Source organism: Methyloglobulus morosus KoM1, assembly GCF_000496735.2.
Classification (GTDB): Bacteria; Pseudomonadota; Gammaproteobacteria; order Methylococcales; family Methylomonadaceae; genus Methyloglobulus; species Methyloglobulus morosus.
In genome coordinates, this window is record NZ_AYLO01000035.1 from 1 (window position 1) to 13723 (window position 13723).

The window sequence follows — 13723 nt, forward strand, 5'->3', positions numbered from 1 at the left end:
CATGATTCGTTGTTGAGGGCCCCATTGTGATTTAGGGCTTTAGGTTACATTTTATCGATTAATCAGGCGGCGGCGCTTTTCTCCGCGTTAGCGGCTTCGTCCAACATAGCGCTCAACCGGGGTGCGGTTATAATGCGGTTTTGTTTTTTAGCTTTCCATGCCGCGTCGGTTAGTTTTGTTTATGTCGCGGTTAGTACATAAATCGACGTAAGTATATGAGGGCAAATTAATGTCAAACATGATTCTACTAGGTACTCGTAAGGGCTCCGTAATATTCGATCGTATAAATTCCAACTGGCATCCTCGCCCAATTACGCATGCGGGCATTCCTGTTTGTTACTTGGTACGCGATCCGCGTGACGGCACCCTGTGGGCTTCCCTGGATCATGGCCACTGGGGGCCCAAACTGTCGCGTTCGCGTGATGGCGGTGCGACCTGGGAGGATGTGATGTCCGTAAAGTACCCTAAGGGCGCACGCTATATCGTCAAATACCTGCCTACCCCGGATTTCGATCCTGAGTCTCCATCCGCCCAACCTGAATATGCCGATGCAACGGTGTATAAGATCTGGAATATTGCGTTTGGCAATGCCAATCAGCCCGGCAGGCTATATGCTGGCACGATCCCCGGTGGTTTATTTGTCAGCGATGATGGCGGTGATAGTTGGGAACTCAACCGACCACTTTGGAATCATGATAGCCGCGGCGGTGATTTGTTCGTCGGCGATGCGACGACTGAAAACCGCTGGTACGGCACGCCAGCGAGTATCGATTATGGCGTGTTTGAACCCGGCATCCATTCCATCATTGTTGATCCGCGCGATCCGGATCATATTTACGTTGCGGTATCGTCAGCGGGTGTTATCGAGACCATCGATGGTGGCCAAACTTGGGTGGGACGTAATCGCGGTATGCTTAATGATTACATGCCGAACCCGGAAGCCGAGTGGGGGCACGATCCGCATTTCGTGACTAGCTGCCCTGGGCAGCCGGATCATCTCTGGCAGCAAAACCACTGCGGTGTTTTTTACAGTAATGATGGCGCCCAGAGCTGGCTTAAGGTCAGTATGCCGGATGTGGGTGTGCATTTTGGTTTCCCCATCGCGGTTGATGCGAATGACGGGCGTACTGCGTGGGTCGTACCGGCACGCGCGGATTCGGAACGTATGGCGATTGATGGCGGTTTGTCCGTTGCGCGAACGACCGATGGCGGGCAGTCATGGCAAACTTTCCGAAACGGATTGCCGCAGGATAACGCCTACGACATCGTCCTGAGGCATAGCCTCGATGTGGCGGGTGATTGTTTATGTTTTGGCAGTACGACTGGAAATGTTTACCTGTCAGAAGATCGTGGCGAGTCATGGCAGTGCCTTGGTAACAATCTGCCGCCGATTTATTCGGTACGATTTGGCTGAACACCATGCCTACTGTCGAAATGACGCAACATCTTTACCGGTTCTTTCCGCAATTGGAAAACCGAGCGATTACCGTGCCGACCGGTTCGGTCGCCGAAATTTTATGCGCAGTCAACGAGATTGCCCCAGGCTTTACCGATTACGTGCTCGACGAACAGGGTGCGCTACGTCGACATGTGAATCTCTGTATCAATGACACCATCGTGATTGATAAAAAAACGCTCTCTGATCGTGTCCCGGATGATGGGACTGTTTATATTTTCCAGGCCCTAAGCGGTGGATAGGTGCTCAGATGAAGAAAAAATAGCTAAAAGTTCGAGTGTCCGCATTTGTTGCAATGCCATGAAATGTTATTAGGTGGATAGCCCGCCCAATTAAGCTGCATTTGAATTCCAATAACCTTGGCTAGAGTCCTCTTGCCCATCCGAAATGTCGCTAATTTACTTTGAGAACAGTACGAACGATGTATTGTCAGTGCTGAACGATTGGGGCGATATCCCATTTGGCAATAAGGATATAATCACCGTTCAGTGTTACAACCTTCTTATGTCTGTTCAGGATTGATTGCCTATGTGTTACGGTTTGATATGCAGAGTTATTGCAGGTTTTTTTATTATGCATTTGTGTTTGTCCCCAGCCAGTGCTGATGAGGAAACTGACCAAGAAATGGAAACTTGGACGTACCATAAAGAATGGGACAAATTAAATAATCTCGATTTTAGCTTGGTTCGGTCGCCCATGCCGAAACGGGGGCTTTACGATGACATCAGGCTTGAAATCATTTGTCAGGACAAGAAATTGCAATTAGTTGCCAAAACCAGCAACTTAATTACTTCCCAAGGCAGGGAATTTGATTTTGAATATCAACTTGATAAAAAGCCCTCGGTAGCCATTAAAATGAGGACTTTTAAAGATAGCAAACGCCGTGCTTATACAGATGAACAAATTGACCGGATAGTCGGGGAGTTTTTGTCCGGTCAGTCTCTTTTTATCCGCATAAACACAATAATCAGTACTGTGTTGTCGGCAGATATCCCTTTAAAGGACGCTTCTGGACCTATCCAACAAGTCTTGGCTGACTGCGGCATCGTGCAGGGCAAAACGCCAACTCAACAGGCATATAGCCTGGCCGACTTTGAACGCGACTTTGCAAAACTGTCACAGGAACAACAGGGGCAAATACTGGATAAAATTGAAAAAATTATGTTAGATATCCACTAAGCCGTGTCACTTCGAATATTACTGGCAGAGCTTGGCTGAACAAATAAGGATAATCGATTTTTTGTATCTATAGGATCGCTTTGCTCGGACTTGGGCTAAGTTGGCTTTTGTGGTTGTATTTTCTGTTGCCGCTATTTACCTTGGATGGCTGGTTACTGGGTGTTAAAAGTGTACGGGACTCATTCGGTTGTTGCGGTCTCATCTTTTTTTGGCAGCACGATCCGAAATGTCGTGCCTTCGCCGACACGACTGTCCAACTGGATTTCGCCGTTATGCTTTTTAATGATGTTATACGAGACGGAAAGCCCTAGTCCCGTACCTTTACCCACCGGTTTGGTGGTAAAAAAGGGATCGAAAATTTTATTGACGTGTTCTGGTGCAATACCTTTGCCGGTATCGCTGACCTCTACCCAAATGTGGTCGTTTCCTTCCCCTGTGCGTACTGTGATGCTACCTTCATTTTCAATGGCGTGCGCCGCATTGACCAACAAATTCATAAATACTTGGTTCAACTGATGCGGCAAGCACCACGCTTGCGGAATGTCCCCGAATTCCTTGATAACACTCGCCTTGTATTTGATCTCGTTGTTGACAATATTCAGCGTACTTTCCAGGCCGGTATGCAAATCAGCCCATTGCCAATCGTCGTCGCCACCCGCATGGGAAAAATCTTTGAGGTCCTGGACGATCTTTTTAACGCGGGACGCGCCTTCGTGGGACTCATCCAGCAAGTCAAGCACGTCGGTTTTAAGGAATTCCAGGTCGATCTTATGCTTGAATGCCTCGATTTGACGGAGTTGCTCGGTATCGGCCAATGTCGGCTCGGCTTGTTCGTAAATCGCCGCCAGCGCTAACAAATCCTCCACATAGTTTTTCAAAGAAGTCAGGTTAGAGTTGATATAACCGATGGGGTTATTGATTTCGTGGGCGACGCCCGCCGCCAGTTGGCCAATGGAGGACAATTTTTCCGATTGCACCAATTGGCCTTGGACTTCTTTAATTTTATCGAAGGCTTCTTGTAATTCTTCATTGCGTTGTTTCAGTAAATCTTCAGCGTTTTTATGCTGGGTAATATCGACCGTGATGCCATCGATTCGCAGCGGCGTGCCGACACCGTCATTGATGGCGCGCATATGGTGAAATAACCAACGAAGTTCCCCATCCGGCCGCAGGATACGGCAGGTTATTTTCTGGACGCCGAGGGTCAATAAATCAACCATACTACTTTTCACCCGATCCCGGTCGCGAGGATGGATAATGTCCAACCATAAGTTGGGATTATTGAAAAAATCCGCGACTGCATGGCCGGATACCTCTTCGACGGCCTTGTTGAGATAGAGCATTTCAAGTGTTTTTGGCTTCATCGACCAGACCACGCTATCCAAGGAATCAAGGATATCAGTTAACCGCTTTTCCGATTGTTCCAGGCGATTGTGGGTCTCCTGTAGTTCCTGATTCAATTTGATATAGCGTTCATTTGATGCGGCAAGCAATTGAATGCGATTCAATTTATCGCCAATTAACCAGATATTGTCAATAACCAGGGTAACTAGGTTAACTAATAATTGTCCGCGTTCTAAATGTACTTCGGAAAAACCTTCATTATCGTCAAGGTTGTTCACACAAATTGCGCCGAGCAACCGATTGCCCACCAGCAAGGGCCAACAAAGGGATGAATGGGGAATTTGATTGTCTGCTTTAGGAATAGGGTCATGAAAGCGGGGGTCGTTGTCTATATTGCCTTTGAGCAATATTGCCTGTTTGTTCTCCAATACCCAACCGATAACGCCGGTGCCGTTAGGTATGACACTGCCGATACATCCCTCCGGCAAACCGAAGCCGGCAACTATGGTTAGTTGGTTACTGTTCTCACCTTGATATAGAACTAATGACCCGGTATTTGCTCTTAAGCCTTCGACAATATGGCGCAGGATTTGCCCATACACCTTGTTTGAACTGCCTTGCGACAAATCGGAATGCCCTAATTGATAAAGGTCGTATATCCATTTTAATTGTTGTAATTCACTTAACGGCATAATTTCCCTTGAATTTTAAAGGACGGCAACGATCTGGTCGGCAAATTCTCGACTGGTGCTGGCCCAGAATGTCGCTTGGTCAATCGGGATATCCAGTTTGTCAAGCACATCAGTGATCGCTTCTTGAAGCTCCAAACCGGTGTTTTCGCGCTGCTCCGTTTCAGTGACCAGTAAATTGGCAGCATAGACCAATAAGGCGAGGGATTTGGCGGAATCGTACGCGGGCTGGGTTTCGTGCAGTTCGATAGCTTCTTGGATAGCGACCGGCAGGTTCCATTTCATCGCGGCTTTACCGCCTATTTCCGTGTGGTCGAAGCCCAAAATCCGCCGTTCCGCCTCGATTCTATTCGGGATGGGTTCGTTGAGAATGCGGCTAAAATCGTCGGGAAACAGCACGACAATAACCAGCAATCCGATATCATGTAACAAGCCAGCCGAAAACGCGATGTCCTGGCCAATGCCGGTATAGGTTGCAAGCTGCCGGGCATAATCGGCCACAGCCATACTATGATGTAAAAACAACGGATAGTTGAAGTCTTTATGTCGTACTGGCAAGATATTGGAGAAACAAACACCCAGCAGCATATCCCTCACTCGATTGATACCCAACAAGGCAATCGCTTGCCGCAACGAACTGATTTCCCGTGACATGCCGTAAAAAGGCGAATTGGCGATACGTAAAATCCGGATTACCATGGGCGGGTCTTGGCTTATTTTGTCCGCAAAAACAGTTAAACTTTTGTCGTCCGACGTGTATTGCAACGCCTCCATGAGCAACGCCGGCAAGGAAGGCAAGTCAACCAGGCTCAAGCGCACCGCTTTATCTTTCGGATCCATATCGGCAAACCCTGTCAAAGTACTTTGGCATCAACTTCCCTTGAACGGTGAAAGCACAATAATCGTGCCTTTAGATTGGCTGAAACCTCCCATAGGGTTTACCCACATATGCATAACATTATCATTCTCCAAATGCACTACACCGCCGTTAAATTCTGCGGCGTTTACCGATGACGCTTGTTGCAGCGCCCGCAATAGCGTTTCGGGTAGGCATTCGTTTGCCTGCAAACCGAGTAAGCAGCCGCCGGGTTGGCTTAAAAGCAGTTGGTCTGCATATCGATTGGAAGCCGCGATCATATCATGTTCGTCAATGCCGATAATCGCGACCGGCAAATGTTCGAAAATTTCCTGGGTAATTTTCAACATATTGATGTTATGTACAATTTCTCCAGTTTTTTGCTTAACTTGCCGTTCTAAATCCTGATTGAGCCTAACTAGCTCATTGTGGGAGTGTTGGAGTTCCTTGCTCAGCCGCTGGTTTTCCAGTTCCATTTCATAGAATTCGAACGCTTCGCGGATATTCTTCCGAAGCAACTCGTCATCCCAGGGCTTAGTCAGGAACTTGTAGATCGCACCCTCGTTAATGGCGCTGGTCACCGATTCAAGCTCAGTATAGCCGGATAGCACAATGCGGAAGGTTTTGGGGTAAAGCGCCTTGACCTTACGTAAAAACTCTACGCCGGTCATCTGCGGCATACGCTGGTCGGAGATGATGACCCCTACTTCATGGACGGTTAGCAGGTTAAGCCCTTCGGCACCGCTATTGGCGGTTAGGATGTTGTAACCGTCACGGCGCAAAGTCCGTTTGAGGGCGCTGGTTATGTTCGCCTCATCGTCAACCACCAAAACGGTTCGTTCCGTATGCGTTGCTTCCAGCATTGTTATGGGCTGAGTGATTTATTCATGCGCTGATCCAAATGCACCGCAGATTTTAGTAATTAGGCGCAAAAGTTATGCAAACCGAAGAGGTCTGCTTGCTATCCCCAAAAAAGTTCGTTCGCCGAGAAGTCCCTTAAGTTTTGTGGGGATGGTTGTTTATCTAGCGGTGGCTTGTTCGCTTTACGCTTGCGTCACCGTGTTAACATCTGCTCTTAGTGGAAATATTGCCGAATCAAGCCATTGTGTTTTCAGTTATGCTTACGTTCCCATGATCGCTGTGGGCGCGCAAAATAAACATCGGCTGCCAGGGCTTGCCCTATTTTTCATGTCCGGAAAACTCTAGGCTTTTGCCAAAGGTGACGCACAATCTCGCTTTTCTTCAATTCCCCCATTTTAAAGGAATAGACAAAGCATCTTTCAAATTTGGCTTAATTGTTTATAGCTTATAACCATTTCCTTTGTCAAGAAATTATCTAAACCAGGGCAATTGTCCATTCACTTTGAAAATTGTTCTTGCCGCCCTAATCCGCCCATCCTTATCGGCACTAGGAACTTTCATAAAAAACACCCTTGTTTCAATAACCTCCCAGCCTTGGCAAATTAAGTTAGCTTGAGATGTATATGATGTCGGGGATTAACACGCATACCTTATTGTCATAACAAAAGACCAAGCCTATACTTAAAACGAACCATCCACCGAGCAGCGAAATTGACCGTGAGGACTATTGCCCCAGGGCATCCTGTTTTTTAATCCTCTTTTCATCGACATATCAGGAGTCCACAGTATGACCAGTGAAATCCAGCCGGAAGAATCAAAAATTCTATTGGTCGATGACGAACCGAATGTGTTGCGCGCCTTGACCCGTTTGCTGAAAGGTTATCAGGTCACCACCTTTACCAGTGGGGAAGATGCCTTAGCGGCGGCCGAGGATAAGCAATTCGACCTGGTTATTTCGGATTATCGGATGCCTGGCCTGGATGGTGTCGATTTTTTAACTTTTTTTAAGGTGTTACAGCCGGATGCTATCCGCATGATTCTTACTGGCTATGCAGACCTGAACGGTATGCAACACGCCATCAACAATGCCGAGGTTTTCCGGTTTATCAATAAGCCTTGGAATAATATTGAAATTTTAAATGCGGTAACTCGAGGATTGGAGCATAAAAATATGCTTTTGGAAAATCGGATGCTGGCTGCCAAAGTAAGGACACAGCATGATTTGCTGCTAGAAAAGGACGCGATACTGCGCGCATTGGAAGCGAAAGACCCCGGCATTACGAAAGTTAAGTGGGAACCAGACGGCTCAATTCTAATTAAAGAAGAGGATTATGACCTCGACCAAACCAATTTTGACTAGGCCTGCTCCCCACATCCAGCGATTCTGGCTGGCGTAAAAGATATAAGACTTTTTCTTTACTCGGCTAGCCTGGCTTTTTTCAGGTCATACACTTGGCAATGCGGGTCAGCTAATTATGAGGTTTATTGTTAAGAAACCTTACCCGGCGGCAGATGCGTATCGTTTTCGCCCAAACGAACCTTAATCCTTGGTGAGCTACCTTTGTTGTCCCTAAGTGTAAGTACGCTGCTGATAATACGTTCGGTAAGGACGCAGTTTTTCAAATAGATTTGGTCATCATACGATATTTCCTCAATTTCCATACCAGGACGCATCTGAGTCCAGGAAATTTCGATAATTGGTCTTTTGTTATCCGGCGTTGCCGATTCTTCTAGATGTTTTAAAAAAATGTCTACGACCTTAGGATCGTAATGTATCATCTTAAAATCGCGCAAACGTTTCCTGGCATCGGCAACAGGCATGGGTTTTCCAGTCAAGGTGCCGTCCAAATAGCCAATATAATCTCTGACTACAGACAATATCTTTGAGCCGAGTGGTATTTCTCCCCCTGCCAACCCATCAGGGCTGCCTGATCCGTCATAATGTTCATACTGACAATGAATAAGCGTCACTGCGGCATCCAATTGTGTTAAACCTTTTAGTAAAGGTACTGCTTCCTGTGCATGTTTTAAGTAGCTTTTTTTCTGTAGCGCATCCATGGTGTAGAACGGCAAGGTAAGAATTTTATCGGGCAGGGTCATTTTGCCGATTTGTAGGAGCAAGCCCGCATAGATGATATTTTTTATCTCTTCGCCTGGTAGACCTAATTTTTTGGCTACGCTCTGTGCATTTTCGGCAACATATTTCGAATGCCCGCTTTTAATGCCGGGACGCATCTCTATGATGCGGGAGAATGCGTGGATCGAATCAATATATTGTTTTTTCAAGTCACTATTGGCTTGATCGAGTTGTTTTAGCGTCTCGTTAAGTTCTGATGTGCGTTGTTCAACCCTTTCTTCAAGATGCTCATTGAGCGTTTTTAGTTCGTCATTCTGTAGCCGGATAATAGTAGATAAACGTTCCCGCTCTTCCCGCAAATGTTTTTGTTCCAGTGCGTTCCTAACCAATAGTTTCAGTTCTTCATCATTCCACGGTTTGTTGCAATAACTGAAAATACGGCCTTTGTTGACAGCATCAATAGTCGATTGCAAATCGGAATAGCCGGTCAATAAGATGCGAACAGTCTCAGGCCATTGCTCAACCGCACGGGCTAAAAATTCAGCACCGCTCATTTCCGGCATACGCATATCGGAGATAATTAAATCAACCGCATGTTGGCGCAAAATATCCAAGCCTTCAGCGCCCCCCTCAGCGAGATGAATGGTATAACCTTCGCTATGGAACAGGCGACGTAAGGCTTTTAAGACATTCGGTTCGTCATCGACGAACAATAAAACGGCGGAGGTCTTTTCAACTAATGATGCTTGGTCGGTGTCCATGTTATACCTCTTGATGAAGCAGCCATCGTCATGAAATAGTTTTTCCGGTTTGCCTATGCAGGTCTCGGTAGCGAGGCTTGGGCCGTTTTTTGTCTATTTTCTCTTTCAATCTGGGAGTAGTTAAATCACCACCGGCAAAACTGGGGCTAGTCATTGTTGCCCCCTCAAAGTGGCTTATTCAGTAAAGAGGTCGTATAGAGTTTTTGAAAAAACGTCGTTGACATCAAATTATAGCAATAACATTTTGTTTATAAATGGCTTCTAAATGTTCTGCTCATTCACTGCTTTCAACTGAATAAATGCCACATTTGAAAGTGTAGACTAACCTTAAATTAGTGCATTAGTGACGTTTTTTCAAAAACTCTATACGACTTTAATCACGACAGGGTATTGCCGCAATTTGTCCCAATTGAACCCTTCCTGCAAAGTAGCCTTGAAACCCCGCTAACCTCTGCGGCAAGGCGGCCCTATAAAAAGCTGCTCGATTCCGGCCTTAATTTTAACCGATTTCCTTTTGGGTAGGGGCTTACAAGGTAATTATCTTGCAGTCTGCGCGGTAACACCGTGTAGATGATTAAGTGACAGATTGTAAATCTAAACCCATAACCAGATAGTTTGGGATAAAGCCAATTGACGATGATCTAGGCCTTATGCCGGAATTCGATTGACCCCATAAATTTAGATGAAATCATCCGCCGATTGTTATAATTGATGTCGAACATGGCCAGCCCGAAGTCGCAGACATGACCGATTTTCATACGGCGCGCCAAACCATTAACCCAAGCGGCTTTCCGGGCATACCAAGAAAGGCCCTTAGCTAGGGTCGGCTTTTGACATTTCAGGGCTTGGCTGGATTGCATCTGTTTTGGCCAGTTAAACCTCGTGCGTTGTACATGGAGACCCTATACAATGACTATAGCTTCCTGGAAATCAGGATGTTGCAACCGAGAAATGCCTTGAAACCAGTCTTTCCGTACAAGATGCGTGGTTTCCTGATGGAAGCTTACTACAAGTCAGTGCCGTCCCAAATCCGGAGTTTGCTTCGGGGCAAGCGACGTGATTTCGTATTCCAACAAGCCATGGACCAATTCCTCAGCGACCCTGCTGCTTGTGCATACCCAGGAAACCCTGTATTGATTGACCTCATTTACGGATGGGGGAATGAGGCATGGAGCGCGAGGGACGAATATCTCGCGGGTTGCATAAGCCATTCATTGTCGTCAAGCGGCCCTATTTTAGAGTGCGGTTCTGGATTAACCACGCTATTGCTTGGCATTGTGGCTAAATCCCGAGGTAACAGCCATTGGGTTCTGGAGCACAAGCCTCAGTGGGCAAAGAAAGTGCAAAAATATTTAGATAGATACGAGCTGGACACCGAAATATGCACAATGCCCCTCAAGGACTATGGTGAGTTTTATTGGTACGATGTGCCCTTCCATAGGATGCCAGGCAATTTTTTCTTAGTTGTTTGTGACGGGCCTCCCAGCAGAACCAAGGGAGGCAGGTATGGGTTGGCACCCATCATGAGGGAAAAGCTGAAGATGGGTTGCGCCATCCTATTGGACGACGCCGATAGGCATGGCGAGCTTGAAATTGCAAAACGTTGGGAAAGCGAACTCCCTGCCCGATATCATATCCAGGGCACATTCAAGCCCTACATTGAGATGGTTGTGGGGTAGGTGTTGCCGACCCAAATCTCAAAACCCTATGGCTATGTCGTTAAGCGGCGTTGGGTTAGCCCGAGATTACTGGCCAAATAACCACCTCAGAATTTATGGACATGGACAAGCGCCTTCCTCTCACCCATAAGATAATGGCCCTTTATGGTTTACCGCATTTATTGCACTCGATGGTGGTGTTGCCCCTGGTGCTTTTCGTCCCATCATATTATGCGGATGACCTGGGGCTTCCGCTTGCCAGCGTTGGGGCGGCAATTGCGGCGTCACGGTTCCTGGATATTTTTATCGACCCGGTCATTGGCGTCTTAAGCGACCGCTGGCAGACGCGCTGGGGACGCCGTAAACCTTGGCTGGTTGTTGGAACGCCATTCTTATTGCTGTCAACTTGGATGGTCTTTGTGCCGCAGGAAACTGTATCAGTTTATTATTTGCTGATCTGGGCCAGTGTATTGTTCTTGTCGTTTACGGTATTTGACTTGCCTTACAAGGCGTGGGGCGCTGAGCTTTCAAACGACTATAACGAAAGGTCGCGGGTTGCGGCTTGGCGGGAAGCTTTCGGTGCCAGCGGCCATATCTTGTTCCTGGTGCTATTGATGATAATGGGCAGCCTGGGCTATCACGGTAATAGTGGGCAACTTCAGGCCATTGCCTTGATGGTGTGCGTTGGGTTGCCGGTATTTGTGGTTTTGGCCGTTGCCAATGTCCCTGAAAAACCGAGTGAGCAATTAAAAGGCCAGCCCCACAACGGATGGCAAGGGCTTAGGCTGATAGCGCAAAATAGGGCTTTTGCCAGGACACTGGTCACCCTGGTGCTGTTTGTGACGGGATTGATGATACAGGCCACTTTACATAAAATGGTGTTGAAACACATTGTCGGTCGGCCAGAGTTATTTTCCCCGATGATACTCGCAGAAACGTTAGCCTCCCTTGCAGCCTTGCCGCTGTGGATAGGGCTTTCGTACAAAATTGGTAAACATCGGGCATTGACGCTTGCAGGGCTGTGGGTCGGCTTGTGGAGTTTAGCATTGCCATGGGTCGGTCACGGTGATATTGGGCTGTATGTCACCTTGATCATATTGCGTGGGAGCAGCTTGGCTTCAGTCATTTTCTTGTCAAACTCGATAGCTGCGGATGTCGTCGATCATGACACGCTCGCATCAGGCCGTCAGAGGACAGGTTTTTATTTCTCGCTTTGGGGCATGGTCATCAAAATGGCTATTGGATTGGGCGTGTTCCTGGGGACATCGTTGCCGGCCCTTTACGGCTTCGAACCTTCGGCGGCCATCCACAGCCCTGTTGCGGAATCCGCCTTGATGGGAATTTACGGTTGGTTGCCCTGCGCCATTATGATGTTGGGCTTTCCGTTGATGTGGAACTTCCCGATAACCCGGGAGAAACAGCAAGAGTTACGCACCCAAATTGAGGCTAGGCTCAAGTGACGGCTTGAAGGAGACATCTTGCGAATTGCCCTTATTAGCGATGCCTGGCATCCACAAATCAATGGTGTTGTCACGACTTTGACCAATACTGTCGCGACATTGAAAACACTGGGGCACGAGGTCGAACTGATAACCCCGGAGCGGTTCAAGACCTACCCGTGGCCCGGATACCCCGATGTCGGTCTTGCATTTCTTTGCGGCCCCAAGGCACGCACCATCCTTAAGGCATTTAAACCGGATGCCATCCACTTGGTCACTGAAGGCCCGATCGGTTATGCCGTACGCCGATATTGCCATGAATTCGGTTTCCGGTACACCAGTTCTTACCTTAGCCATTTTCCGGAATATTTTAAATTGCGTATCGGCTTTCCCGTATGGATAAGCGAAACTTACCTACGCTGGTTCCACTGTGACAGCGCCCGGGTCATGGTGTCGACAGCATCCCTGGAAACGCAATTGTACCAAGCGGGCTACCGACGTCTGGCTCGCTGGTCTCGGGGTGTAGATACCGAGCTGTATCGTCCCCAGCCAAAAGATTTTATTAAGGACAAACGTCCAATATTTATGTTTACGGGCAGGGTGGCAATAGAAAAAAATATCGAAGCATTTCTTAAGCTAGATCTTCCTGGCACTAAGTATGTTATCGGTGACGGCCCACAGAAAGCCTTGCTGTCCAACAAATATCCGGCTGCCCGTTTTACGGGTTACCAACAAAAGGAAAGCTTGTCCCGGTTTATGGCGGCTGCCGATGTATTTGTTTTTCCCAGCCGTACCGATACCTTCGGTGTTGCCCTATTGGAAGCCTTGGCCTGTGGCGTACCGGTCGCGGCTTTTCCAGTCCAGGGCTCAAAGGATGTCATCATAGATGCACAAACAGGGTTCTTAAACGAGGATCTGCAACTGGCAGCCCTATCGGCACTCGAGCTAAACTCAGGGGACTGCCGACGTTACGCGCTGGAGAACACGTGGGAAAAATGCACTAAGCAATTGGTGGACAACCTTGTCCCCATGGTTTGAAAATTCCTTAGCCCCCTATTAAATCTGTAAGGTAATGTTTGGTATCAAGGATATTTGCGGATCGAGCCGATAACCGTGTTCCAAATTTCAAACGGCATGTTTTTTTTTATTTCGATGGGCTTTAAATCAGGGTTGCAAGATCTCAAATTGTGGTCACGAAGACAGAAAAACCATCGTAACATTAAGCGGAGTAAATTATAGCTAAAAATGAAAAAGCTAGGATGTATCACCACCCATGATGAAGAAGAGTATTTGAAAGCGTATTGTATTAAACTAGACTTTTAGAACGCTTACCGTGAAAAAGTCTCCTATTGTGTATTTAACTTAACAGTGATTTAAGGATGCTGGCTCTGACAGATCAAATA

The 13723-nt window shown here is 47.3% G+C and carries 12 protein-coding genes; 7 read left to right on the forward strand and 5 right to left on the reverse strand.

Annotated features, from left to right (window positions below; all coding sequences use genetic code 11):
* The first annotated feature begins 229 nt into the window (after nucleotides 1-229).
* From MGMO_RS04755 to MGMO_RS04765, 3 genes are all read left to right on the forward strand, one after another.
* Nucleotides 230-1414, forward strand: coding sequence for a hypothetical protein (locus MGMO_RS04755; protein WP_023493900.1), 1185 nt, complete (start codon nucleotides 230-232; stop codon nucleotides 1412-1414).
* 5 nt (nucleotides 1415-1419) lie between these two features.
* On the forward strand, nucleotides 1420-1698 hold the full coding sequence (locus MGMO_RS04760; RefSeq protein ID WP_023493901.1) for a ubiquitin family protein: 279 nt from the start codon (nucleotides 1420-1422) through the stop codon (nucleotides 1696-1698).
* Nucleotides 1699-2029: 331 nt separating this feature from the next.
* The gene (locus MGMO_RS04765) at nucleotides 2030-2635 is read left to right on the forward strand and encodes a gluconate 2-dehydrogenase subunit 3 family protein (RefSeq protein ID WP_152976295.1); all 606 of its coding nucleotides are present in this window, start codon (nucleotides 2030-2032) and stop codon (nucleotides 2633-2635) included.
* Nucleotides 2636-2814: 179 nt separating this feature from the next.
* On the opposite strand, the gene MGMO_RS20945 is transcribed toward MGMO_RS04765, so the two are convergent.
* The 3 genes from MGMO_RS20945 to MGMO_RS04780 are packed head-to-tail and all read right to left on the reverse strand — an operon-like array spanning nucleotide 2815 to nucleotide 6387.
* Nucleotides 2815-4671, reverse strand: coding sequence for an ATP-binding protein (locus MGMO_RS20945; RefSeq protein ID WP_023493903.1), 1857 nt, complete (start codon nucleotides 4669-4671; stop codon nucleotides 2815-2817).
* A 15-nt stretch (nucleotides 4672-4686) separates the two neighbouring features.
* A complete protein-coding gene (locus tag MGMO_RS04775; RefSeq protein WP_023493904.1) occupies nucleotides 4687-5508 on the reverse strand; it encodes an HDOD domain-containing protein in 822 nt (273 codons plus the stop codon).
* Between the two features lie 30 nt (nucleotides 5509-5538).
* A complete protein-coding gene (locus tag MGMO_RS04780; protein ID WP_023493905.1) occupies nucleotides 5539-6387 on the reverse strand; it encodes an ATP-binding response regulator in 849 nt (282 codons plus the stop codon).
* Between the two features lie 785 nt (nucleotides 6388-7172).
* Between MGMO_RS04780 and MGMO_RS04785 the strand changes: the two genes are divergently transcribed.
* Nucleotides 7173-7745: a response regulator gene (locus MGMO_RS04785; protein ID WP_023493906.1), complete on the forward strand. Its 573-nt coding sequence runs from the start codon at nucleotides 7173-7175 to the stop codon at nucleotides 7743-7745.
* 128 nt (nucleotides 7746-7873) lie between these two features.
* Here the strand turns inward: MGMO_RS04785 and MGMO_RS04790 are convergent, their stop codons facing one another.
* Complete coding sequence (locus tag MGMO_RS04790) at nucleotides 7874-9223, reverse strand: HD domain-containing phosphohydrolase (RefSeq protein ID WP_023493907.1); 1350 nt, start codon at nucleotides 9221-9223, stop codon at nucleotides 7874-7876.
* Between the two features lie 641 nt (nucleotides 9224-9864).
* A complete protein-coding gene (locus MGMO_RS04795; protein WP_036306920.1) occupies nucleotides 9865-10083 on the reverse strand; it encodes a hypothetical protein in 219 nt (72 codons plus the stop codon).
* A gap of 33 nt (nucleotides 10084-10116) precedes the next feature.
* On the opposite strand from MGMO_RS04795, the gene MGMO_RS04800 reads away from it, so the two are divergent.
* The 3 genes from MGMO_RS04800 (at nucleotide 10117) to MGMO_RS04810 (ending at nucleotide 13358) form a co-directional block, all read left to right on the forward strand.
* A complete protein-coding gene (locus tag MGMO_RS04800) occupies nucleotides 10117-10902 on the forward strand; it encodes a class I SAM-dependent methyltransferase (protein WP_023493909.1) in 786 nt (261 codons plus the stop codon).
* 101 nt (nucleotides 10903-11003) lie between these two features.
* A complete protein-coding gene (locus MGMO_RS04805; RefSeq protein ID WP_235557232.1) occupies nucleotides 11004-12341 on the forward strand; it encodes an MFS transporter in 1338 nt (445 codons plus the stop codon).
* An 18-nt stretch (nucleotides 12342-12359) separates the two neighbouring features.
* Nucleotides 12360-13358: a glycosyltransferase family 4 protein gene (locus MGMO_RS04810; RefSeq protein WP_023493911.1), complete on the forward strand. Its 999-nt coding sequence runs from the start codon at nucleotides 12360-12362 to the stop codon at nucleotides 13356-13358.
* Nucleotides 13359-13723 lie beyond the last annotated feature (365 nt).